Genomic DNA, 22660 nt, shown 5'->3' with positions numbered 1-22660 from the left:
AGGTCAGTGCAGCAGAGCCTCGAAGCCTCCCTGCGTGGCCAGCAGTTCGAGCCGGTCCAGGGCGTTCACGGCGGCCGCAGCGGCCGCCGGATCCCTGGCCGCAAGGCCGCTCGCCGCGAACTCGTCCTCGTCGAGGCGCAGTACGGCCGTGCCGTCCGCCGAGCGCCACAGGTCCAGGTCGAGGTCCTCCACGACGAGTTCGGAGCCGGAGACCGTGGCGGGGCGGGTGATGTCGCAGTACCAGCCCTTCAGCGCGCCCTGCGCGTCCCTGACCTCCTTCACCGCGTACCACCGGTCGCGCCAGTAGTGCTCGGTGAAGACGTCACCGGGCTCGAACCGCACGAAGCCGAAGTCGCGCGCGCCGTCGCCCGCCCAGGGGGCGCGTACGGTGATCCGGGTGCCGTCGTCGGCCACGAGCTCGCCCTTGTAACGGATCTTCGTCCGGCCCGCCTTCACCAGGACGACGTCCAGGTGGGGCGCGGGCTCAGGCGAGGTCGCGGACATGACGCACCTCCGTGCCGCAGATCTGGTAGCCGAACCACTTGTTGATCGCGATCATCGGGTCGTTGCCCGCGTCGTTGCCCGTGAACGCCTCCGTGAGCCCGGCCGAGCGGGCCCGGTGCAGGGAGTGGTTCTTGGCGAGCTTGGCGAGGCCCCGGCCGCGGAAGGCACGGGCGGTGCCGGTCATCACGGTGCCGTAGCGGGTGGTGCCGTCGGTGCGGGCCGCGCTGAAGGCGGCGGGGCGGCCGTCGACCACGGCCACCGAGGTCAGCTCGGGGCTGAAGAGCGGGTGGCGCCAGGTCCCCTCGAGCCAGGCCTCGTAGTCCGTGAACTCGTAGTCGATGTCGCTCGGCTCGTCGGACATCGTCTCCGCGTCCAGTTCGAACAGCGGGCGGGGGTCGTCGGCGAAGTCCGCGCCGGTGCGCAGTTCGACGCCCGGCGGCGGGTCCTGGAGCGGTGGCAGGGCACCGTTCGCCAGGTCCAGTCGCAGGAAGTGGGCGGAGCGGCTGCCCCGGTAGCCGTGCCGCTCGGCGAAGGCGCGGCTGCCGGGCTCGTCCAGGACCCAGGCGAAGAGCCGGGTGGCGCCCACGGAGGCCAGGTGCTCCTCGGCCGTGCGGACGAGCAGCGAGCCGGCGCCGCGGCGGGTGCGTTTCGGGTGCACGTACACGTTGAGGAAGCCCTGGCCGGGGTTCGGGCTGTCATGAGCGATGCCGACGTGGGCCGTTCCGATGATCTCGCCGTCCTCCTCGGCCAGGAGATGGCGCCAGTGGGCGTCCTGGTGCTGGTGGGTGGCGTCGTAGGCAACGGACTCCGGGGTGAACAGGATGAACGGGAGGGCCAGTCGCCGGACCCGGGCGTAGCCCTCGGTGTCGGCTCGTAGGTCGGGGCGGAGGTCGCGCACGATCACTGTCATGGGGGCGCACGGTATCCGGGCCGGGCGCGGGGGTGCCTCCCATTTTCCGGTGGGTGCGGGACAATCGGGCCGTGACCTTGAAGATCCACATCGATGGCGGCGCGCCGCCGTACGAGCAGGTGCGGGCGCAGATCTCGGAGCAGGCCCGGGCGGGCGTGCTGCCCGTGGGGTACCGGCTGCCGACCGTGCGGGGCCTGGCCGAGTCCCTCGGCCTCGCGGCGAACACGGTGGCGAAGGCGTACCGGGCGCTGGAGGAGGACGGCGTGATCGAGACGCGGGGGCGCAACGGAACGTTCGTGGCCGCCGCCGGCTCGGCCGCGGAGCGAGAGGCGGCGGCCGCCGCCTCCGCCTACGCCGAGAGGGCGCGACGGCTGGGGCTGGACGAGGACGAGGCGTTGGCCGCGGTCCGGAATGCCCTGCGGGCGGCTTACCGGGACTGACGTGACACCTCACGTCCCCGTCCCCGCAGGTGCCGTCGGCAGCCTTCGCGGCGTGCGCGTCACCCGCATGCCCGCCGTGGTCGCCAACCGCGCGAACACCGTCGCGTCCAGGACCGCCGCCGCGTGCGGGTCGTTGTTGAAGTACGCGTGGACGTCCACCCCCTCGGGCCACGCCGCCTCGATCCGCTGGACCCAGGTCGTCAGGGACCGGCGGCCGTAGCGGGGCCACGACCGGGCCCGTCCCGTGTGGAAGCGGACGTAGCCCCAGTCGGCGGTGCGCCACAGCGGGGTCACCGGGCGGGACAGGACGTCCGCCCAGCACAGGGCGGCGCCCCGCGCCTCCAGCACCGCGCGCACCTCGGGAATCCACCAGGAGTCGTGGCGCGGCTCGACGGCGACCCGGGTGCCGGGCGGGAAGCAGGCGAGGCAGTCGTCCAGCAGAGCGGGGTCCGCGCGCAGGGTGGGCGGGAGCTGGAGCAGGATGGGGCCCAGGCGGTTGCCGAGCCCGGCGGCATGGCTCATCAGACGGTGCACCGGCTCCTCCGGCTCCCGCAGCCGCTTGATGTGCGTCAGGTAGCGGCTCGCCTTCACCGCCACCACGAAGTCCGCCGGCACCCGCGCCCGCCAGTCCTCGAACGTCTCCCGCGACGGCAGCCGGTAGAACGCGTTGTTGATCTCGACCGTGGCGAACTGTGTCGCGTACTGCTCCAGCCACAGCCGCATGGGGACCTCCGCCGGGTACAGGACGTCCCGCCAGTCCCGGTACTGCCACCCCGACGTGCCGACGAACAGGGTCATACGTCCATCAAAGCACCGGTCGCGTCCGGCGCGCCGGTTGTGGCCGCTCCGGGGGAGGCGGCCCGCTACAGGTACAGGCCCCCGCCCACCCCCGCCCGCTGGTCCGGTACCGACGCCGGGGACGTGCCCCGCCGCAGCGCGTACAGCTCCGCCAGCGTGGCCCCGTCGCGGCCCACGCCCTCCTCGCGGCCCAGCCAGCTCACCGCCTCCGTGCGGGTGAGCGGCCCGACCTCGATACGGGCCAGGCAGCGGCCGGGGCGGACCACGGCCGGGTGCAGGCGCTCCAGGTCCTCGTTCGTCGTCACCCCCACCAGCACGTTGCGGCCCTGTCCCAGCAGTCCGTCCGTCAGGTTCAGCAGGCGGGACAGCGCCTGGCCCGCCGTGTGCTTCGCCTCGCCGCGGATCAGTTCGTCGCAGTCCTCCAGCAGGAGCAGCCGCCAGCGGCCCTTGCCCGCCGTGTCCTCCTCGCCGATCGCGATGTCCATCAGATAGCCGACGTCACTGAAGAGCCGCTCCGGGTCCAGGACGCAGTCCACCTGGCACCAGTCCCGCCACGAGCGGGCCAGCGTCCGCAGCGCCGAGGTCTTGCCCGTACCCGGCGGGCCGTGCAACAGCAGCAGACGACCCGCGATGTCCTCCGGGGTCGTCTTCATCAGCCGGTCCATGGCGTCCGCCACCGGTGCCGTGTAGTTCGGGCGGACCTCCTCCCAGGTGCCCGCCGAGATCTGCCGTGTCGTGCGGTGCGGGCCGCGCCGCGGCGACACGTACCAGAACCCCATCGTCACGTTCTCCGGCTGCGGCTCCGGTTCGTCGGCCGCGCCGTCCGTGGCCTCGCCCAGCACCTTCTCCGCCAACTCGGCGCTGGTCGCGGTCACCGTGACGTCCGCGCCGCGGTTCCAGCGGGAGACCAGCAGCGTCCAGCCGTCGCCCTCCGCGAGCGTCGCGCTGCGGTCGTCGTCGCGGGCGACCCGCAGCACCCGGGCGCCCTGCGGCAGGAGTGTGGCCCCGGACCGTACGCGGTCGATGTTCGCGGCGTGCGAGTACGGCTGCTCGCCCGTCGCGAAGCGGCCGAGGAACAGCGCGTCGACGACATCGGCGGGGGAGTCGCTGTCGTCGACGTTGAGCCGGACCGGCAGAGCGTCGTATGGGTTCGCAGACATGCCGCCATGATCCGTCACGCGGCGGCCTGGTGCATCCGCTTTCCGTGGTCCGCCGGATGTGTCGCCTGTGTCCCCGTGCATCCCTTCCGGATCCGACCCCTCCGGTACGTGCTGTTACCGGGCTGTCGCACGCCGAAATCTGTCCGCGGACCAAGGAGCGCGGTTACTGTGGCCCATGATGGGACGTCATGGGTGGAATTCGGGGGACCGGCGGTGGCGCCTCACCGCACTGCTCGGCGTGGCCGTGGCCGCTCTGGCCCTGGTGGTCGCCCTGATCGGCACACTGCCCGGCGACGGCGCGAGCACCAGCGGCACCACACGCGACGGCGACAAGGTGCACGGCACACCCGCCACCCCGCCCGAGGTGACGAAACCGGACGTCGGCTGGGGTTTCACCCACACCCAGTACAGCGCCGACCAGGGCAGCGACGTCGCCACCGAGCGCGTCGAGGGCCTGCTGTCGGGGACCGGGATGCCGCAGAACCAGGCCATCATGGGGTGGGGCGCCGACAACCCGGAACCGGTCCAGGGCCGTTACGACTTCACGGCGATGGACCGCCGCATCGACTTCGTCCGCGCCACCGGCGGCACCCCGGTGATCACCCTGTGCTGCGCCCCGGACTGGATGAAGGGCGGCAAGGCGGGCGCGGACAACACCGACTGGAGCCAGACCGCCCTGGAGACCGCCCCGAAGCCCGACCACTTCAAGGACTTCGCCGCCCTCGCCGCGACCGTCGCCCGGCGCTACCCGGACGTGCGCCACTTCATCGTCTGGAACGAGTTCAAGGGCTTCTGGAACGACTCCAAGGCCCGCTGGGACTACGAGGGCTACACCGAGCTGTACAACCTGGTCTACAAGGCGCTCAAACAGGTCAACCCCAAGATCATGGTGGGCGGCCCCTACCTCGTCATGGACAGCGTCGACCCCCGGCAGAAGCAGAACGCGTCCACCGCCCTGCGCGGCCCCTGGGGCGCCATGGACCAGCGGATCATCGACGCCTTCACCTACTGGAACACGCACAAGGCGGGTGCCGACTTCGTCGTCGTGGACGGCTCCAGCTACACCAACGACGACGACCTGCTGCCCGACGAGTTCGCCGCCACCGGCAAACTGACCGCCGTCAGCGAGTGGGTACGGCGGCAGACCCACGACCTGCCGCTGTGGTGGGCGGAGTACTACGTCGAGCCCGCCGACGGCAACGACGAGCGCCGGGGCTGGAGCGAGGACCACCGTGTCGCCGTCCAGGCCACCGGGATGATCGCCCTGGTCAACGGCGGCGCGTCCTCCGGTTTCTACTGGAACCCGGAGAAGGAGAAGGGCACCGACTGCCCGGGCTGCCTGTGGACGCCGACCGACACCGCGGGCGGCGGCCGCGCGCTGCCGATGTACGGCCTGGTGTCCCGTTTCTCCAAGGAGTTCCCGCCCGGCACCGCGTACCGGACGGTGCCGGTGGCCCCGGACGACGTCCCCAACGTCCGCGTGCTCGCCACCGACAAGGTCGTGCTGGTGGTGAACACCCTGGACCGCGGCATCAGCGCCCAGGTGGACGGCAAGCGGTTCGACATGAAGGCGTACGAGGTGAAGTGGCTCCCGCGCTGAGCCACCTCACCCCGCCCGACCCGTGGGCCGGCTGAGCCTCACCCCTTCCCCATGGTGACGAACCGCTGCACCAGCGAGGCCAGCAGCACCGCCAGCAGCGGCAGCGAGAACCAGAAGCTCGACTGCAGCACCCGAAGCTGCCGTACCCCCGGCCGTACCGCGACCCGTACCAGCTCCCGCGCCGTCAGCATCAGCACCAGTGCCACGGCCGCGAGGCCCCCGACCACCGACCACGGCGTCCAGGTCACCCGCGGGCCGATCGGGCCCGGATGCGGCTGCGGGACCTCGCCCGCGGGCCGCTTGCGCAGCGCGTACAGGGTCACATCGTCGTTGACCAGGACCTTCTTCAGCTCCTGGCGGTCGTCCAGGTTCCTGACGAGCCGGGACTCCCAGGTGGCCGAGTAGCCCGCGTCCATCTGGAGGTACGTCACCTGACTGCGGTTGATCATGAGGTAGGAGTTGGGGCCCGCGTCCTTGAGCGACTTGACCAGGCCCGACACCAGGACCGGATCGGTGGGCGCCAGGGTCGGCACGTAGTTCACCCTCTCCATGTCCTTCGCACCCCACGGCATCGCCGGCGTCACGTCGTTGACCGTGTCGTTGCTCAGCCACAGCAGCCGTACGGTCGGCTTGTCGTGCGCGTACACGTAGTCCATGGCCGCGACCTCGCCCGGGAGGACCCGCTCGAAGGGCTCGTTGCCCCAGCGGGCCACCAGGAAGCCGCCCATCAGCAGCAGACCCGCCAGCAGTGCGGCGAGCGGGGCGAGGCTCACCCGGTCCTTGTCCCGCTCCTCGGCCGTCACTCCGGTGCGGGGGAACAGGGCGAGCGCGCAGAGCAGGGCCGCGCCCGGCACCGCGAACATGAACACGCGCAGCGCCATCTCGCCGCCGTAGGACTGCATGCCGAAGCCCAGGAACGGCACGAAGGTCAGCACCAGCAGTGACCGCTCCCGGTACTTGTGCTCGCGCCGCCGCCACCAGCCCCAGCAGGCGAACGTCATCACGGCGCCGGCCAGCAGCACGCGCGTGTACAGCACGAGTTTGTGCGTCGAGTCGCCGCCCTGGATGCGGCCGGAGACGGACGTCGACACATTGCTGCCGACGCCGCCGACGCCGCCGAAGAGGTCGTTGAAGTGCCCGGACCAGTACGGCTCGGCCATGAAGCCCAGCCAGAACGCGACCAGCACCGCGAACAGGATGGGCAGGCCGCGCAGTTCGGAGCGGCCGACCAGGACGAGCACCGCCAGCACGCCCAGCATCACGAACGGGGTGAGCTGGTGGGCCGGGACGCTCGCCGCGTACAGGGCGATCAGCACCATGAGCAGCACGGAGCGCTGCCCCCGGCTGGTGGGCTCCACCTCCGCCTCGCCGGGGCGCCGCTTGGTCCACAGCACGCGTGGTGCGCGGAACCAGACCAGCAGGATCGCCACGAAGGCGAGGTAGAGCAGGTACGTGAAGCCCTGCGGGGAGAAGTAGTCCTGTCCCACCCAGCCGCTGAGCACGAAGATCCAGATGCCGGTCCACTTGGCGCGCCAGCTCGCCCGCATCGAGCGGACCAGCAGGAACATCGGCGCCAGGTAGAGCAGCTCGATGGTCAGCGGCCACCAGCGGATGACCTCGGTGAGGTCGGTGACCCCGCAGGCCTTGGCGACGAACGCGGCCACCGCGAAGAACCCCGGCCAGCTCCAGCGGGCGTCCAGGAACGGCACGGCCGACCCGGTGCGGTCGATGTAGTCGAGGAACCCGAGATGCTGCCAGGCCGTCGGGAACCGCGGCTCGGTCTCGATGACGGCGGGCAGCGCGTGCAGCGAGACGACGGTGGCGAGCAGCGTGGCAAGGAGCAGGACCTTGTGCTCGCGGCCGCGCCACAGCAGGGCGGCGAACACCACGACGAGGAGCGCGGCGCCGAGCAGGGTGGGCAGCGGCAACACGGAGATCAGGCCGAGGCCGCCCATGCGGTCGAGGGCGCCGTCGTCGAGGCTGAGCGCCGGTACCCAGTACAGGAGCAGCGCGGAGAGGAGCGCACAGCCGAGGAGAACGGTCCTCGTGCGCGCAGGGCGCCCGTCGTCTTCCGACGGCGGGGCGTCGTCCGTGGCCGGTCGCGCCCCCGCGGCGGAGCCTGGTGATGTCATGTCCGGCGCCCGTGACGGGGTGCTGTGTGCGACCGGCGTTCCCGTGGGCGGCGTTCCCGGCCCCGGCCGCACGTCCGGCCTGCGTTCCTGGTGGTCGAAGTCCACGTGCACGCCCAGCGCCAGTGTGTCCGCGTCCGGCTTCCTGGCCCAGGACGGGCCGCTCCTCGCTTCCGGGACCTGGAGGTCGGCGAGGTCCCCGTCCGGTGCCGCGTCCTCGGGCACCGCGTCCGCCGGGGCCGTGCGCACGATCTTGAGCAGCTTCGGTGCGGCGATCGCCACGATCACCGCCAGGCTGGAGATCTCGGCGACGCCCGCGCCGGTCAGCCCCATGCGCGGCAGCAGCAGGACGGTCAGCCCGAGCACCAGGACGCACAGCAGGCCCTGGAGGTAGGCGAGCCCGGAGGTACGGCTCTGGGCGCGCAGCACCGCGAAGTACGTCTCCATCACGACCCGCAGCAGCGCGCCGACCGCGAACCAGCGCAGCAGCGGGGTCGCCGCGTGCGCGTAGCCCTCGCCGAAGACGTGCAGGATGACGGGCGCGCCGAGGAACAGCAGCCCGCACACCGGCAGCATGATCCGGGCCATCCGCCGGAGCGCCGCCCGGGTGTTGGCGGCGAGCCGCGCCGGGTCGTGCGAGCCCTCGACGGTGAGGGAGGCGCCCATGTTGATGGCGAGCAGGTTGACCGTGCCGCCGATGGTCGTCGTGATGTAGAAGTACGCGTTCTCCTCGGAGCTGACCTGCGAGGCGATGATCACCGGCACGAGGTAGACGACGGCGAGGGAGAACAGCGAGCCGGTGTAGTCGCCGGCCAGGAACGTGCCGATCTCCCTGATCGTCGGTGGATCGGCGTGGTCCTCGGTCGCCTTGACGTGTCGTGGGACCAGGCGCCGGAACACCAGCCAGCCCAGCGGCACCACGGAGGTGCCGATCGCCAGCACCCAGGAGACGAAGACGCCGGTCGTCGGGATGGCGGCGGCGAGCCCCACCAGCAGCGCCAGCTTCACCGCGGAGAACACCGTGTTGCCGACCGGTACCCAGGGCGCGCTGCGCAGCCCGGTCAGCACCCCGTCCTGGAGCGTGAGCAGGTTCCAGGCGACGATGGCCACGATGAAGCCCAGGCCCTTGAGCGACCCGTGGAGGAAGCGGTACGACGGCCCCCACACGTCGAGCGTCAGCAGGAAGACCCCCGCCGCGACCGCCACGATGAGCGAACTTCCCGCGTACGTACGGAGGATGAGGCGCCCGGTGGTGCGTCCCGCGACCGGTATGAAGCGGGCCAGGGCGCCCGTGAGGGTCACCGCGGTGAGCCCGGCGAGCAGCTTCATCGCGGCGATCGCGGCCGAGCCCTGGCCGACCGCGGCGTCGGAGTAGTAGCGGGCCGCGACCAGCCAGTAGCCGAGGCCCAGCACCGCGGAGATGCCGGTGTTGAGCATCAGCGCGTAGGCGTTGCGGAACAGCGGGTTGCCGTCTGCCGGGCCGCCCCGGGCGCTTCCGGGTAGACGGAGGCGGCGGCCCGACGGCTGCCCGGGTTGCGCGGTCGTGGCCTCACCGGCCTGGGTGGTGGTGGTCGTGTCAGACACGGGAACGGATGGCCTTCCGGCGGACCTGGCGTGCTCTTCGGACCATGGCGTACCCCTTGGTCAGGGCGCGGTCCCTGGCGAAGGTGCGGGTGATCGCGCGGCCCTGGACGAGCCGCTCGAACTCCTCGGCACCGGTGGTGCGGCGCACGGTGACCCGTTGCAGCGCGTACGGGCCCTGGCGGCGGCGGGCGAGAGCGTTGCCCACGGCGAGCGACTGGCGGAAGCCCGTCTCGCGCACCGTGCGGCGCACCCGGCGGCTGGAGTAGCCGTAGGGGTACGCGAACGACACCGGGCGGGCGCCCAGTTCGTCGGCGATGATCTCCTTGCAGCGCAGCAGCTCCCACCGGAGCGCGTCGTCGGGGAGCTGGTCGAGCTGCGGGTGGGTGTGGCTGTGGCCGCCGATCTCGACGCCGGTGCCCGCGAGGTCGCGGACCTGGTCCCAGTCCAGCATCGTGTCCAGGCCGCCGCCGGTGTCGTGGGCGCCCCGGATCCAGCCGGTGGACACGAACAGCGTGGCGGCGAAGCCGTGCCGCGCCAGCACGGGCAGCGCGTGGCGGTGCACGCCCTCGTAGCCGTCGTCGAAGGTGATGAGGACCGGCCGCTCGGGCAGTGGTCCCCCCTCCCGCCAGTTCCGCGCCAGGTCGGCCGTGGTGACGGGCGTGAACTTGAGGTCCGCCAGCAGCGCCATCTGCTCACGGAACGCCTCGGGCGCCACCGACAGGGCACGCGTCGCCTCGTTGGGCGCCGTCGCCACCGAGTGGTACATGAGGATCGGCACGGGCTGGTCGCTCATGCGGCGGCCCCCTCACCGTCCGGGAGGCCGGCCACGGAGAAGGTCGCCCCGTCCCTGCGCGCCCGGACGCTGCCCACCACGTACCCGCCGGCCGCCGTGAGCACCCCGGCGAGGATGGCGCCCGCCCGGCCCGCGCCCCCCGGGCGGGCCAGCAGCGCGTCGCGCAGGCCGCGGCCCACCCCGGCGGGCAGCACCCGGGTGGTGTAGCGGCGCTCCGACTCCAGGCCCTTCTCCGCGCCGACGCTGCGCGCCACGAGCGCCTTCGACAGGCCCTCGGCGTAGGTGCGTGCGCGGAAGTACGCGAAGTGCTCGCGCGGCTGCGGCACCCGGTGGTGGATCACCGCCCGGTCGTCGATCAGCAGGATCGCGTCGGGCACGGCCCGGCTGAGGCGGATGCACAGTTCCGTCTCCTCGCAACCGAGGGGACGCTTGTCGCCGTCGCGTCCGATGCCGGTGGCGAAGCCGCCCGCCGCGTCGAACGCGCTGCGCCGGAAGGAGGCGTTGCCGCCGAGGACGTTGCGCACCCGGGCCCGGCCGTGCGGCAGCCCCTTGTAGGTGCAACCCACCACCCAGTCGAACTCCTCCGGGAACCAGGCCGGGCGGCGGCCCGACGCCCAGATCGGCATCGTACGGCCGCCGACGGCCATGACACGCGGGTCCTGGTACGCCGAGGCGAAGTGCTTCAGCCAGTCGCGTTCGGCCACCGCGTCGTCGTCGAGGAAGGCGATGACCTCCCCGTGCGAGGCGGCGATCCCGGTGTTGCGGCCCGCGGACAGGCCGCGGGGGCCCGCGTTGGCGAGCACGCGGACCTCCCGGGCCTCCTTGAACTGACGGCTCAGTCTCTCCAGCAGGGTCTCGTTGTGGTCCACGACCAGCAGCGTCTCGCGCGCCGGCCGGGACTGCGCCCGCACCGAGGCGACCGCCGCGAGGATGTCCTCCCAGCGGTCCTCGGTGTAGACGCAGATCACCACGGAGATGTCCGGATCGCTCAAGACACCTCTCCCTGACCGGAGTTGAGCGCCACCGCGCGCGGACGGCGGCGCAGTGCGCGCCGGTTCGAGCGCTCCTTGAGGATCACCCGCAGCACTCGCAGCCCGTCGCGCACCGCGCTGAGATTGCTGGTGCCGTGGATGCGGAGGTACTCGTGGCTCGGTATCTCCTGCACCTTCAGACCGGCCTTGACCACTCGGATGTTCATCAGGGTCTCGACCTCGAAGCCGGTGCAGTCGAGGTCGATCTTGTCCAGGCAGTGCCGCCAGAACGCGTTGTACCCGTAGCAGAGGTCGGTGTAGCGGGCACCGAACTTGGCGTTGACGATCCCGCACAGCACCCGGTTGCCCAGCTTGCGGATCGGCGTCATGTCGGAGGTGCCGCCGCCGTTCGCGAACCGCGAGCCCTTCGCGAAGTCGGCGCCGGACACCAGTGCGGAGACATAGCTGACGATCTCCTGGCCGTCCGCCGAGCCGTCCGCGTCGACCATCACGATGATGTCGCCGGTGCACGCCTCGAACCCGGTGATCAGGGCGTCGCCCTTGCCCTTGCCCCGCTGCTCGACGACCTTCACCTCGGGCCACAGCTCGCGCGCGACCTCCACGGTGTTGTCGGTGGAATTGCCGTCCACAAGAACCACTTCGTGAATCCAGTCCGGAAGGGTCTTGAAGACGTAGGGGAGATTCTCCGCCTCATTCATGGCGGGAATCACCACGCTCACCGGCGGCGCGATGGCCAGGTGAGAAGAGATCGGCCGGTACTTGCCCTGCATTAACGGACCTTGATCCGAAACAGCAGGGCGCAGAACAGAACTCATGAGTCTTGTCCCTCTCGTCCGGTCGGACCGTCCGCCCCTGGACGGCCCGGCTCTGTGTCCGGTTCGAAAGGGGGGTTCTCACCGACGGCATGCGGCAACGATCTCCGTGCATGCCGGGTGAGCTGGCAAAGCTGGCCGTCTGCCGGAGAAAACGGCAGCCGGTCGCGCGGCACGGCTCGTACGACCTTGCAAGTCGCCGAGCACGGCACCCCCCTACCGCGCCCCGCGCCGGAACCATCGCGGTACCTGAGCCCTCCCCTGGAGCCGCATGATGATGGACCGATGCGGGTTGGTGTATGACGGTATTGACGATTGCGCCGATATGGCAAGACCTGTGACGGGGTCCGCGTTTTTGTTGATATGGCCGTAACTCAACTCATCGAACGGATTTGCCCCATCCGTTTCCGTGTCCGGTCGTCCGGCGTGAAGAGTTCCGGCCGCGACAGCACCGCATGGTGCGGTGCCCGGACCGGGGCGCGGCGCGCCCCGTGTCCGAACGCGACAAGGTGACGAGGTGTCACCCGCCCTTCCGGCACGCAGAAGTTCCGTGCCTTCGGGGAGTCCTTGTATTTCCTTCCGCGGATGGACCCCGGCGTGGCGGGCCCGCAGGCCGGCAGCGGTGTCGGGACGCACTCGCGGACCGTCGGCGGCGAAGCCGTCCCCGTCGCCCGGCCGACCGTCGTGGGTTCGCCGGGACGGTGCGCGCCGATGTCCACGTCCTCAGCCCCGTTCGCGCGCCGCGCGGCCGCGCTGACGCCGTATCAGGACAGACAGGAGGACGAGAGAGCTGATCGCGGTCACCGCGATGATCCCGCCGGTGACGGACCACCGGTGCACCGCCAGCATGCCCTGGGCGACCAGCAGATCGATCGCGATCGCTCCCGCCGCGGACACCACCGTGCGGGGGTAGGGTTTCAGGCCTCGTAGGGCCGAGCCGACGGCCGTCGTCGGCGCGGCGAGCAGGAAGAACAGGGTGAACGGGCCGCGCAGCGGTGAGTCGGAGTGGCTGAGCGCGAGGACCGCGCCGACTCCCGCGACCGCGACGGCCACGCCCACGAGCAGCGGAAGCAGGTCCCTCCCCGGATCCCGCCCCGGCCACCCGTCTCTGTCTGGCGAAGGTGGCTTGATACCCAAGGTCTGCATTGGCGACTTTGCCCCCCGAAGCGCCGGATGCCGGGCTTCAATGTCGCGCAGCGGGTGGGAGGGCGTCAAGACGCGGAATCCGCCCCCGAAGGTTCTCGGCCTGCTTCAAACATCTGTTCCGCACGGTGAATCCGGGCTGACCCGCATCCGGCGGCCGAAAAGTCTTGGCATGGACACTTCCTGTCAACCCGCGTAGCTGCTATGCCGGTTGTGGCAGAGATCCTGCTAAAGGGAGGTTCCATGAGACGTTCCCGATATGCGGCGTATATGAGTTCACTCCTCCTTGCCCTCGGCCTCGCCCTCACCGGGGCCGCCGCGGCGCAGGCGTCCCCTCTCGCCGCGGCCACCGGTTACGTGGCGCTCGGCGACTCCTACTCGTCCGGTGTCGGCTCCGGCAGCTACATCAGCTCCAGCGGCGACTGCGACCGCAGCACGAAGGCCTACCCGTACCTGTGGCAGGCCGCCCACGCACCCGCCTCGTTCAGCTTCCTGGCCTGCTCCGGCGCCAAGACCACCGATGTGCTCAACAGTCAGCTCGGCACGCTCAGCGCCTCCACCGGGCTCGTGTCGATCACCATCGGCGGCAACGACGCGGGCTTCTCCGACGTCATGACGACCTGTGTGCTCCAGTCCGACAGCGCCTGCCTCTCCCGGATCGCCACGGCCAAGGCGTACGTCGACTCGACCCTGCCCGGCCAACTCGACAGCGTCTACTCGGCGATCCGGTCCAAAGCACCCTCGGCCCATGTGGTCGTGCTGGGCTACCCCCGCTTCTACCAGCTCGGCACCACCTGTCTCGGGCTGTCCGAGACCAAGCGGTCCGCGATCAACGGCGCCGCCGACTACATCGACGCCGCGATCGCCAAGCGCGCCGCCGACCACGGCTTCACCTTCGGCGACGTCCGCACCACCTTCAGCGGCCACGAGATCTGCTCGGGCGACTCCTGGCTGCACAGCGTCAACTGGCTGGACATCGGCGAGTCCTACCACCCGACCGCGGCCGGCCAGTCCGGCGGCTATCTGCCGGTGCTGACCAGCGCGGCCTGACGGTCAGAACGTCATGAAGAAGAGGGGGAGGCCCCGCCCGACGGGGTCTCCGCCTCACAGGTCACCGAGAACGGCACCGTCTCGGACGTGACGTGGACCGGGCTGCGCACCTCCACCCCGATCGCGTTCCGCACGGAACCGCCCTCCTCGTACGTGGTGACGATGACCTGCCGCTGCTTGGTCTTTCCGTCGCCCGCCGCGAACGACAGCGTCTTCCAGCCCGGGTCCGAGACCTGTCCCGTCCTGGTGACCCAGCGGTAGGACACATCGACCGGAACGCTGCCCACGGTGAACGTCGCCGTGAACGTCGGCGCCTGCGCGTCCGGCGGCGGACAGGACCCCGAGTAGTCGGTGTGCGTGCCCGTGACCGTCACATGGACCGACTGGGCGGGCGGGCTCGTCGTACGGCCGCCCCCGGTGCCGCCGCCCGCCGACGTCGTCCCGGTGGGGGAAGCGGCCCGGGACGTGCTCTTCTCCGGGCTGCTCGAGGGCGCGCCGCTGACGGTGCTCCCGTGCGTGGCCCCGTTGTTCCCGCCGTCCGTGCCGTTCCGGTTCATCAGCGCGTACGTCAGCCCCGCCACCGCGAGGACGAGCGCGGCCAGGCCCGCGACCAGCACGACGGTGGCCCGCCGGTTGCGGGGTGGCGGCTCGGACGCGGCGGAGTACGCGGGTGCGGGCGCGGGCCGGGTGGCGGCCGGCGGCGGAAGCGGGGCGGTGCGCGGCTCCGCGGGAGGCGGGAAGGCCGCGACCGTCGGCGTGTACGCGGCGGTGCCCGCGCGTGGGGTGCCGCCCGCCGCGACGATCCGCAGCTCCTGCTCGGCCCGCTCGGCCGGAATCCGCTCGGCCGGATCCTTGCGCAGCAGCCCCTCGATCACCGGGGCCAGCGGGCCCGCCCGGCGCGGCGGCGGCAACTCCTCGTCGACGACCGCCCGGAGCGTGCTCAGCGGAGTGTCGTGCCGGAACGGCGAGTTGCCCTCGACCGCCGCGTACAGCAGCACGCCGAGCGACCACAGGTCGGACTCCGGCCCCGGCGTACGCCCGAGCGCCCGCTCCGGCGCGAGGAACTCGGGGGAGCCGATGACCTCGCCGGTCATGGTCAGCGCGGAGCTGCCCTCGACCATGGCGATCCCGAAGTCGGTGAGGACCACCCGGCCGTCGTTCGCCAGCAGCACGTTGGCCGGTTTCACATCGCGGTGCAGCACCCCGGCGGCGTGCGCGGCGCGCAGGGCGGCCAGCACCTCGGCGCCGATGTGCGCGGTCTGCTGCGGAGAGAGGGGGCCCTCCGCGTCCAGCCGGTCCGACAGGGCGATGCCGCGCACCAGTTCCATCACGATCCAGGGGCGGCCGTCCTGGTGGGCCACGTCGTAGACCGTCACCACGTTCCGGTTCGCCACCCGGGCCGCCGCCCAGGCCTCCCGCTCCAGCCGGGTGTACATCCGCTGGACCTCGGGCGTGGGAAGCCCGGCCGGGGCCCGCACCTCCTTCACGGCCACCTCGCGGTGCAGGACCTCGTCACGGGCACGCCAGACCGTCCCCATGCCGCCCTGACCGAGGGGGGACAGCAGACGGTAGCGCCCGGCGATCACACGTTCACTGCCCGGTTCTTCGGACACGGGCCGTCCCCCATTCGCATCCGTGCGACGAATCCACGAATCCACTCCCCGTCATATCTCCCCAAAAGTAGCTCAACCGAGTGCGGATGCCGCCCCCTTGAACACCAGTCCGGCGCCCAGAGCGAGGACCACGAAGGCGGATCCGAGGGGTGCGGTCCTGCGCACCAGGGCGGCCGCCGGGTTCTGGGTCCAGCGCGGGCGCCGGTCCAGGAGGCGGTTCATCCCGCTGCCCAGCTTGACCACGGCGACACCGGCCGCGGTCAGCGTCAGGGCGAGCCCGACGCCGTACGCGACGACGAGCAGCAGCCCGAACCAGGCCTGGCCGAGCGCGGCGGCACCGACGAGGACGACCACGGCGGAGGGACTGGGCACCAGCCCGCCGGCGAAGCCGAGGAGGATCGTGCCGCGGACGGTGGGGGCGGTGGGGTGGGTGTGGGGGACGCCGCCGTGGGTGTGGGTGTGTTCGTGACCGTGGGCGTGATGTTCGTGCTCGTGCTCGTGCTCGTGCGGGTGGTCGTGGCCGTGCGCATGCGGCTGCCCATGGCCGTGCGGGTGGCCGTGCCCGTGCCCGTGGGTATGGCCTCGGTTGCGCCAGGCGCGGCGTACGAGGGACGCGCCCGCGAACGTGACGAGTACGCCGCTCGCCATGCCCAGCCAGGCGATCACCGACGGTGTCGCGGCCGAGCCGGCCGTGACCAGCAGACCCAGGGCGACCACGCCCAGGGTGTGGGTGACCGTCACCGACGCGGCCAGGGGAAGCACGTCCCGGAGCCTGGCCCGGCCCCCGCGGGCGGCCGCCGTCGCCGCCATCAGGGTCTTGCCGTGGCCCGGAGCGAGGGCGTGCATCGCGCCGAGGCCGATGGCGACGACCAGGGCGAGCGCGGCGAAACCGAGCGTGAGGTGGTGACGGGCGACCAGGTTGTCCAGCGCCCGGGTCCAGCGGTCGGCGCCGCGCGGCAGGATGGAGGCGGCGGGCGCGTCCCCTCGGTCGTCGGCCAGGGCGGGGCCTCCGGGGCGCACCCGGAGCGAGGCCTTGACGGTGTCGGCCGGCGAGGAGAGCAACTCCTTGGGATAGCTGGTCAGTTCGTGGGACACGGACGTCTTCGGCACGTCGGACCCGGTCAGCGTCATACGGTCGCCGCGTGCGGTGATCTCCCGCCAGCCGGGCCCGGTCGTGTCGCCCGCGCTGTGGAAAACGACCGTGAGGCTGTCGCCCGCGGGCAGCGGTGCGGTCAGCCGGCACTCCACGCGCAGGGTGTCGAGCCCCGCCTGCCCGGGCCGCGGTTGCGCACGGCTGGTGCGGACGGTCAGCGGCACCGGGTGCCCGCCGACGGTGAGCCTGCTGCCCTCGGCGGCCTTCGCGCAGCGCTGACGGGCCCATGCGGTGAGGCCGAGCCGGGTGATGTCGGGCTTGGCCTGGGTGGCGGGGATCTCGGCGAGGTCCTCGACGTGGTCGACGCGTAGCCGGCCGGGCGCGGCGACCAGGCCGTCGTAGCGGTTGACGGTGAAGTTGCCGAGCGGGTGGGCGCTCGCGGCGGTGGCGGGGCCGAGGACGAGCGCGCAGAGGGCCGTGAGGACGGCGGCGCCCGAGGCGGCGATGCGACGGGTGTTCACCGCATCGCCTCCAGGGCCTTGCGGGCCTCGCGGGCGCCCAGCGGGGAGAAGCCGGGGTTGAGCTTCAGCGCGGCCGTGAGCAGGTCGCGGGCCTGGTCGGTGTGGCCGGTGGCACGCTCGATCATGCCGCGGTGGTAGAGGAAGGCCGCGTTGCGGTAGCCGGTGGCCGTCGCCTGGCGGGCGTAGGGGAGGGCTTCCTGGTCGCGGCCGTTGACGTGCAGTGCCCAGGCGAGGGCGTCGGCGGTGTGCACGGTGTGGCGGCGCGCCCACTCGGCGCGGGCCGCCTTCAGCGCGGCCGTGCGGTCGCCATGGTCGGCGGCGGCGAGAGCGGTGTCGAGGTCGGCGTTGACGCCGTTGGCGCGGGCCAGGGAGACCCAGGCGTCGACGAGGGCGTACTGGTCGCGGGCCTTGGCCGGGTCGCCGGACCCGCCGCGCGCCTCGTACAGCTCTCCCAGCTCCACGAGGGGCTGGGGCAGCGGATACCGCTCGACCACCTGCTCCATGCCGCGGACGGCGTCGGCGGTGTCGCCCTGGGCGGCCTGGGCGCGGGCGCGGCCCTCGAGGGCGGGGAGGTAGGTGTCGTCGGCGGCGAGGGCGCGGGCGTAGAAGTCGAGGGCGGTCGGGTACTGGCCCTGGTTCCAGGCGAGCTGACCGAGCGCGGTGGCGACGTACGCGATGTCGCCGCGGGAGGTGGCCGTGGCCAGGGCCTGCTCCAGGACGCGGCGGGCGGTGCCCACGTCGCCGCGCAGTTCGTGCACGTAGGCGTAGCGGGTGAAGACGGGAACGCCCGGGTGGCGGGAGTCGGCCAGGTCGGCGGCCTCGGAGGCGTCGGCGTAGCGACCGAGTTCGACGAGGGCGTCGATGCGGGAGCACAGGGCGCGTTCGCTGTACGGGTTCTGCTTCAGGGCCTGGTCCGCGTAGTCCAGGGCACCGGCGAAGTCGTGGCGGGCGGCGGCGAGTGCGGCGCGTCCGGCGAGTGCGGCGTCGTTGCCGGGACGGACCCGCAGCGAACGCTCCAGCACGCGTTGGGCCTGCGGATAGCGGGAGGGGTCGCCCTTGGTCCGGGCCTGTTCGACGTAGGCGAGGCCGAGGGTGGCCCAGCTTCCGTAGTCCCGGGGCTGGGCGCGGAGGTGAGCCTGCAGCGCCCGGATGCTGCTGTCGAGGTCGCCGCCGGCCAGGAGTTCGGGCGACACCCCGCCGGGCGTCGAGGCGACGGGCGCCGCACCGCTGTCCCGCAGGGCCCCGACGACCACGGCCCCGGCGGTGAGCGCGACGGCCAGGGAGGCGGCACAGACGGCGAGCTGCACGCCCCGCCACCGCCGCCCGGCCGCGGAGACCCGCCGCAGGGCGGCGACCCGCTCGTCGGCGGCCCCGGGGGACGGCAAAGCCCGCGTCTCGGACGTCTGCGGTCCGCCGGCCGGTCGGGGAGGCGTTGCCCGCCCCTCGTCGCGCGTCTCGGCGGACGCGGGCTCCTCCGGTGTCGGCTCCGTCGCGGGGTCCCCGCGGTCCGCTGTGCCGGTCGGGGTGTCGCCGGGGCCGGAGCCGTCCTCCGTCGCCGGCACCGTGCCCGGTGTGGCCGCCCGCTCGCCGGAGGCCTCGTCGTCTCCGGGGTCGGACACGCGCCCCTCGCGCGCCGTCGGAGCCCCGCAGGCCGCCTCGTCGGACTCCGGCGCGCCCGGCGCGGTGTCCGGAGCGTCGTCGTCCCGGGCGGAGCCGGCCGCCGGGACCGGAGCCCCGCCCGTGTCGTCGGCCTCCGCGCCGAAGGCGCGCTCCCAGGCCTCCCGGACGGCCTTCTCGGGCCCGGTCTCCGCGGCGCGGAGCGCCGGACTCCCGGGGGCGTCCCGCTCGGGGTCGCCGTGGCCGGTATCCGGCGCGTTGTCGTTCGTACGCGGGGACATGCCCTCTCCTCGATCTGCTGGGCGGAAAACGGGGTGGCGCGGCCCGTGCCGTGGGGGACGGGGAAGGACGGGCCGCGCCGGTTCGGGGACGGCCGGGGGCCGTCAGTACGCGCGGTAGCGGGTGCGGCGGCGCCACCACATCACGGCCGTGCCGATCAGCAGGACGCCCGCGACACCGCCGGCGGCGGACGCCGCGATGAGGGTGGTGTCCGAGCCGCTCGAGCCCGTCGGCATCAGCCCGTCGGCCAGTTGGCTGCGCACGTCGTTGCCGTTGCCCTTCGCCAGTGGACCGCGCGACCCGGAGTTCGGCTCGGCCAGGTACGGGAAGGAGGCCCCGAATTTCCCGTCGCTCGCGTCGACCCCGTCGCTCAGGCCCGTCTTCTGGCCGACCAGGAAGCCCTCCACGACCTGCAGTGCCTCGTCGATCACGTCGTCGGTGAGCCGACGCCCGTTCGGGAAGCCCGCGTTGTCGCCGTCCAGCACGCCCAGCCGCTTCGGGTGGGCGCTCGGCTTGATCGAGGTGTTCAGGCGCAGCTCCTCCGACGGCCGCACGTACGGCGGCTGGTTGAGGCCCTTCACGCCCTTCAGGAACACGTCCACCAGGTCGTTGCGCGGCTCCGACGGCGCCTTGATCTTGTAGATCTGCTCGATCAGCTTCGGCAGCTCAGGGTTCGTGACGTTCTTCAGGAACTGGGCGTCGTCGTAGGGCGAGGAGGCGTTGAACTTGTCCTTGTCCTTCTGCGGGTTGACGACCTCGTTCACCAGGGGGTTGCCCAGCCGGGAGACCTGCGTGTAGTAGCCCCGCGCGTCCCTGCGCTGGACCGTCGACCAGATGCCGACGATCGGCTGGTGCTTCGACTCGGTGATCAGGTCGTTGGGCACCTGCAGGGCGAGGGAGTTGACGTTGTATCCCTTGAGCGTGTTGTTGCCGACCTCCGAGAGGTTCCCGCCGTACAACAGGTCGAACACCCGCAGGTCGGCGAAGAACGGGTCGGCCGCCTGCCCGGCGAACGTGGTCGCGCCGCCCGCGAGCTTGTGCACCGCCTGGTCGCGCAGCTTGCCGTAGTCCGGCATCGACGCCTTGCCGACGTTCGACGGGGCCGCCGGAACGTCGTCCGCGATCCTCGTCCGGTAGACGACCTTCTGCTTGCGCAGCTTGAGCAGGTCGATGTCGTACGTCTGCGTGATGTTCAGGTTCGGGTCGTCGAGGCTCTTCACCGGACCCGTGTTGTACAGGAAGGTGTTGCCGTTCTTCCGATGGGTCTTGAAGGTGTAACGGAAGACCAGGTCGTCCTGCGCGTCACCGTTGGTGTCGATGTGGAGGTCGTACTGCGCGTCGTCCGCGAACGTGTAGAAGTTCGGGCCGCCCGCCGGCTCCTCGAACGGGACGAAGTTCGCGATGATCGTCGTCGTGTCCGGCTTGTCCGGGCTGACGAACGCGTACAGGTCGGTGTTGTCGTACTGCGGCTGCCCCGAGATCAGGGGGGCCTCCCGGTGGGAGGAGGCGGAGGCCGCCCCCGGTTCCAGCGCGGTCACGCCGGCGGCCGCGAGTCCGCCCGCGGCCAGCGCACCACAGATGAGACTCGCGATGCCCCTGCGACTCACGCCGCTCCTGGAGATAGGTGTCATGCCGTCCGTCCTCAGTGCCAACTTGCCTGACGCAGAGGGATACGGAGCGGTCGGCCGAGTGTCTTGGTCGAACCTGAAAAAACTTTTTCCGCCTGCTCGACCCGCGTTTCGGCCTCTCTGATCCGTATCCCATCTGAAGGCGTGAGCAGCGAATGCCCAGTGGAGCGAACATGCCGTGCACGGCGTCGGTGAGGGGGGTACCGGTGGAGGCGGACCAGCTTCTGGTGCTCGTGGCAGAAGGCGACCAGAAGGCCTTCGAGGACCTGTACGGGCTGGTGTCCGGGCCGGTGTTCGGCCTGGTCCGCAGGGTCGTACGGGATCCGGCGCAGTCGGAGGAGGTGGCGCAGGAGGTGCTGCTCGAACTCTGGCGCTCGGCCCCCAGGTTCGACCCTCGCCGCGGTAGCGCCCTGTCCTGGATCCTCACTCTCGCCCACCGCCGCGCCGTCGACCGGGTGCGCAGCGCCCGCGCGGCCGGCGAACGCGAGCAGCGCGAGGCCCGGCGCGCCCACCACCCCGCCTTCGACCAGGTCGCCGAGGAGGTGGAGGCCGGCCTGGAGCGCGAATGGGTGCGCCGCTGCCTGGGCCGCCTCACCGCCCTGCAACGCCAGTCGGTCACGCTCGCCTACTACGACGGTTACACGTACCGTGAGGTGGCCGAGCGGCTCTCGCTGCCGCTCGGCACGGTCAAGACGCGGATGCGCGACGGACTCACCCGGCTGCGCCAGTGCCTGGGAGGGGTCGCATGAGCATCCTCGGCCGACTGCTGCGCCGCGAGGACCTGCACTCCCTGGCCGCGCCCTATGCCCTGGACGCCCTCGAGCCCGCCGAACGCGTCCGCTTCGAGAGGCATCTGAAGGGCTGTGACCGCTGCGCCGCCGAGGTGCGGGACCTGTCCGAGGACGCGGTGCGGCTCGCCTGGTCGACCACGGCCCTGGCCCCGCCCGGTCTGCGCGACCGGGTGCTGACCGCCGTACGGAACACCCCGCAGGACCCCGCGCCCGCGCAGGGGGCGTCCCGCGCCCACGAACCCCATCTGCCGCCGCACGTCTGGGGCGTGGCGCCACCGCCGCCGCGCACCCGTGCGCCTCGGGTGCGCCCCCTGTTCGCCCCGCTGGCCACCGCCACGGCCGCGGCGGCCCTCGTCGTCGCCGCGCTCTTCGCCGTGCAGGCCACGCGGACCCAGGACCGGCTCGACGCCGAGCGCGCCCAGGCACGTGAGATCGCCCACGTTCTCGCCGCCCCGGACGCGCGTGCGACCAGCGACCGGGACTCCGGCGGGCGAGGAATCGGAGTGATTGCCTCCGCATCCGAGGGGCGCGCCGTCGTCACCCTCCGCGGACTGGGCGCACCGCCGAGCGGCCGCGTGCACCAGCTCTGGCTGATGCGCCCGGGCGTGCCACCGCGCTCGCTCGGGCTCTTCCGCGGCGACACGCCCCTGGTCGCAAGCGGTCTGACCCGCTCGACGACGTCACTCGCCGTGACCGTCGAACCCGACGGGGGATCGCCTCAGCCGACCACCCGGCCCGTCGCCCAACTCGCCCTGCACTCCATCGGTTTCGGAGAGTAGCCGTCAACGATTCGTCAACGCCCTTACGGGGAAGGTGAATCCTGTGGTCGCGATACACGAGTGCCACGAGAGAGCGATAGGGTTACTCTGCCCGGGCCGGGTGGACTCGTACGGGTGGGGAGTGACATGGAACAGATAACAGTGCGCAGCAGGGCCAGGGTCCCTGCGATCACCTGCGGGAGCAGCGCGACCAGTTCGCGCCTCGACCGCCATCTCTCGGTGCTGGCCGGCCCCGCCGTCCCGCAGCGCGAGACGGCCGAGGCGACCTCGCTGATGCGTGAGCTCACCGCGCGTGACGCCGCGCACGGCCGGAGCAGCAGGGGCGGACGCATGAGCGGTGTCTCGCTCTTCGCGCCACTGCGCCGGCTGCGTCGCTCGCTGTTCGGCGGGCGCTGAGCGTCACCCGCGTTCCTCCAGGGCCCGC

At 72.2% G+C, this 22660-nt stretch carries 19 protein-coding genes; 6 read left to right on the top strand and 13 right to left on the bottom strand.

Annotated elements, in window-relative coordinates:
* Positions 1–3: 3 nt before the first annotated feature.
* Together ACZ4SW_RS09895 and ACZ4SW_RS09890 are read right to left on the bottom strand one after the other, a co-directional pair.
* Entirely contained in the window at positions 4–504 is a 501-nt protein-coding gene (locus ACZ4SW_RS09895; RefSeq protein WP_468240286.1) for a ribonuclease FAU-1 family protein, read from the bottom strand.
* Positions 485–1414, bottom strand: coding sequence for a GNAT family N-acetyltransferase (locus tag ACZ4SW_RS09890; RefSeq protein ID WP_468240284.1), 930 nt, complete (start codon positions 1412–1414; stop codon positions 485–487). Before ACZ4SW_RS09890 ends, ACZ4SW_RS09895 begins: the two co-directional genes overlap by 20 nt.
* Positions 1415–1485: 71 nt before the next feature.
* Here ACZ4SW_RS09890 and ACZ4SW_RS09885 point away from each other — a divergent pair, with 71 nt between their 5' ends.
* Entirely contained in the window at positions 1486–1854 is a 369-nt protein-coding gene (locus ACZ4SW_RS09885) for a GntR family transcriptional regulator (protein ID WP_468240282.1), read from the top strand.
* A 9-nt stretch (positions 1855–1863) separates the two neighbouring features.
* Here the strand turns inward: ACZ4SW_RS09885 and ACZ4SW_RS09880 are convergent, their stop codons facing one another.
* Entirely contained in the window at positions 1864–2652 is a 789-nt protein-coding gene (locus ACZ4SW_RS09880; protein WP_468240279.1) for a DUF72 domain-containing protein, read from the bottom strand.
* Positions 2653–2717: 65 nt separating this feature from the next.
* Complete coding sequence (locus ACZ4SW_RS09875; RefSeq protein ID WP_468240277.1) at positions 2718–3812, bottom strand: DUF5925 domain-containing protein; 1095 nt, start codon at positions 3810–3812, stop codon at positions 2718–2720.
* A 178-nt stretch (positions 3813–3990) separates the two neighbouring features.
* On the opposite strand from ACZ4SW_RS09875, the gene ACZ4SW_RS09870 reads away from it, so the two are divergent.
* Positions 3991–5412, top strand: a complete 1422-nt coding sequence (locus ACZ4SW_RS09870; RefSeq protein ID WP_468240274.1) for a GH39 family glycosyl hydrolase — start codon at positions 3991–3993, stop codon at positions 5410–5412.
* A 38-nt stretch (positions 5413–5450) separates the two neighbouring features.
* Here the strand turns inward: ACZ4SW_RS09870 and ACZ4SW_RS09865 are convergent, their stop codons facing one another.
* The 5 genes from ACZ4SW_RS09865 to ACZ4SW_RS09845 all read right to left on the bottom strand — a co-directional run bounded on the left by ACZ4SW_RS09865 (position 5451) and on the right by ACZ4SW_RS09845 (position 12775).
* Positions 5451–9125 carry a lipopolysaccharide biosynthesis protein gene (locus tag ACZ4SW_RS09865; protein ID WP_468240272.1) on the bottom strand — a complete coding sequence of 1225 codons (3675 nt, stop codon included), beginning with the start codon at positions 9123–9125 and terminating at the stop codon, positions 5451–5453.
* Entirely contained in the window at positions 9118–9918 is an 801-nt protein-coding gene (locus ACZ4SW_RS09860; RefSeq protein ID WP_468240270.1) for a polysaccharide deacetylase family protein, read from the bottom strand. The genes ACZ4SW_RS09865 and ACZ4SW_RS09860 overlap by 8 nt, the downstream gene beginning before the upstream one ends.
* The gene (locus ACZ4SW_RS09855) at positions 9915–10910 is read right to left on the bottom strand and encodes a glycosyltransferase family 2 protein (protein ID WP_468240267.1); all 996 of its coding nucleotides are present in this window, start codon (positions 10908–10910) and stop codon (positions 9915–9917) included. Before ACZ4SW_RS09855 ends, ACZ4SW_RS09860 begins: the two co-directional genes overlap by 4 nt.
* Positions 10907–11725 carry a glycosyltransferase family 2 protein gene (locus tag ACZ4SW_RS09850; protein ID WP_468240265.1) on the bottom strand — a complete coding sequence of 273 codons (819 nt, stop codon included), beginning with the start codon at positions 11723–11725 and terminating at the stop codon, positions 10907–10909. The genes ACZ4SW_RS09855 and ACZ4SW_RS09850 overlap by 4 nt, the downstream gene beginning before the upstream one ends.
* Before the next feature lie 720 nt (positions 11726–12445).
* Positions 12446–12775, bottom strand: coding sequence for a hypothetical protein (locus ACZ4SW_RS09845; RefSeq protein WP_468240262.1), 330 nt, complete (start codon positions 12773–12775; stop codon positions 12446–12448).
* 333 nt (positions 12776–13108) lie between these two features.
* Here ACZ4SW_RS09845 and ACZ4SW_RS09840 point away from each other — a divergent pair, with 333 nt between their 5' ends.
* Complete coding sequence (locus ACZ4SW_RS09840; RefSeq protein WP_468240260.1) at positions 13109–13915, top strand: SGNH/GDSL hydrolase family protein; 807 nt, start codon at positions 13109–13111, stop codon at positions 13913–13915.
* Between the two features lie 11 nt (positions 13916–13926).
* On the opposite strand, the gene ACZ4SW_RS09835 is transcribed toward ACZ4SW_RS09840, so the two are convergent.
* The 4 genes from ACZ4SW_RS09835 to ACZ4SW_RS09820 all read right to left on the bottom strand — a co-directional run bounded on the left by ACZ4SW_RS09835 (position 13927) and on the right by ACZ4SW_RS09820 (position 20669).
* The gene (locus ACZ4SW_RS09835; protein ID WP_468240258.1) at positions 13927–15528 is read right to left on the bottom strand and encodes a serine/threonine-protein kinase; all 1602 of its coding nucleotides are present in this window, start codon (positions 15526–15528) and stop codon (positions 13927–13929) included.
* 72 nt (positions 15529–15600) lie between these two features.
* Positions 15601–17142, bottom strand: coding sequence for a HoxN/HupN/NixA family nickel/cobalt transporter (locus ACZ4SW_RS09830; protein ID WP_468240256.1), 1542 nt, complete (start codon positions 17140–17142; stop codon positions 15601–15603).
* Positions 17139–19040, bottom strand: a complete 1902-nt coding sequence (locus ACZ4SW_RS09825; RefSeq protein ID WP_468240253.1) for a tetratricopeptide repeat protein — start codon at positions 19038–19040, stop codon at positions 17139–17141. Before ACZ4SW_RS09825 ends, ACZ4SW_RS09830 begins: the two co-directional genes overlap by 4 nt.
* A gap of 102 nt (positions 19041–19142) precedes the next feature.
* Complete coding sequence (locus ACZ4SW_RS09820) at positions 19143–20669, bottom strand: DUF4331 domain-containing protein (RefSeq protein WP_468240251.1); 1527 nt, start codon at positions 20667–20669, stop codon at positions 19143–19145.
* 203 nt (positions 20670–20872) lie between these two features.
* On the opposite strand from ACZ4SW_RS09820, the gene ACZ4SW_RS09815 reads away from it, so the two are divergent.
* From ACZ4SW_RS09815 to ACZ4SW_RS09805, 3 genes are all read left to right on the top strand, one after another.
* Positions 20873–21415 carry a sigma-70 family RNA polymerase sigma factor gene (locus ACZ4SW_RS09815; RefSeq protein WP_468240350.1) on the top strand — a complete coding sequence of 181 codons (543 nt, stop codon included), beginning with the start codon at positions 20873–20875 and terminating at the stop codon, positions 21413–21415.
* Positions 21412–22236, top strand: coding sequence for an anti-sigma factor (locus ACZ4SW_RS09810; protein WP_468240249.1), 825 nt, complete (start codon positions 21412–21414; stop codon positions 22234–22236). The genes ACZ4SW_RS09815 and ACZ4SW_RS09810 overlap by 4 nt, the downstream gene beginning before the upstream one ends.
* Positions 22237–22362: 126 nt before the next feature.
* A complete protein-coding gene (locus tag ACZ4SW_RS09805) occupies positions 22363–22632 on the top strand; it encodes a hypothetical protein (protein WP_468240246.1) in 270 nt (89 codons plus the stop codon).
* Positions 22633–22660 lie beyond the last annotated feature (28 nt).

The organism is Streptomyces sp. NPDC028331 (assembly GCF_055565775.1).
This window is presented reverse-complemented; position numbering and strand designations above follow the sequence as displayed.

Excerpts from the sequence above, each read along its gene's own strand:
- ACZ4SW_RS09895 (WP_468240286.1), bottom strand. The coding sequence starts at position 504 with ATGTCCGCGACCTCGCCTGAGCCCGCGCCCCACCTGGACGTCGTCCTG.
- ACZ4SW_RS09890 (WP_468240284.1), bottom strand. The coding sequence starts at position 1,414 with ATGACAGTGATCGTGCGCGACCTCCGCCCCGACCTACGAGCCGACACC.
- ACZ4SW_RS09880 (WP_468240279.1), bottom strand. The coding sequence starts at position 2,652 with ATGACCCTGTTCGTCGGCACGTCGGGGTGGCAGTACCGGGACTGGCGG.
- ACZ4SW_RS09875 (WP_468240277.1), bottom strand. The coding sequence starts at position 3,812 with ATGTCTGCGAACCCATACGACGCTCTGCCGGTCCGGCTCAACGTCGAC.
- ACZ4SW_RS09870 (WP_468240274.1), top strand. The coding sequence starts at position 3,991 with ATGGGACGTCATGGGTGGAATTCGGGGGACCGGCGGTGGCGCCTCACC.
- ACZ4SW_RS09860 (WP_468240270.1), bottom strand. The coding sequence starts at position 9,918 with ATGAGCGACCAGCCCGTGCCGATCCTCATGTACCACTCGGTGGCGACG.
- ACZ4SW_RS09850 (WP_468240265.1), bottom strand. The coding sequence starts at position 11,725 with ATGAGTTCTGTTCTGCGCCCTGCTGTTTCGGATCAAGGTCCGTTAATG.
- ACZ4SW_RS09840 (WP_468240260.1), top strand. The coding sequence starts at position 13,109 with ATGAGACGTTCCCGATATGCGGCGTATATGAGTTCACTCCTCCTTGCC.
- ACZ4SW_RS09825 (WP_468240253.1), bottom strand. The coding sequence starts at position 19,040 with ATGTCCCCGCGTACGAACGACAACGCGCCGGATACCGGCCACGGCGAC.
- ACZ4SW_RS09820 (WP_468240251.1), bottom strand. The coding sequence starts at position 20,669 with ATGACACCTATCTCCAGGAGCGGCGTGAGTCGCAGGGGCATCGCGAGT.
- ACZ4SW_RS09810 (WP_468240249.1), top strand. The coding sequence starts at position 21,412 with ATGAGCATCCTCGGCCGACTGCTGCGCCGCGAGGACCTGCACTCCCTG.
- ACZ4SW_RS09805 (WP_468240246.1), top strand. The coding sequence starts at position 22,363 with ATGGAACAGATAACAGTGCGCAGCAGGGCCAGGGTCCCTGCGATCACC.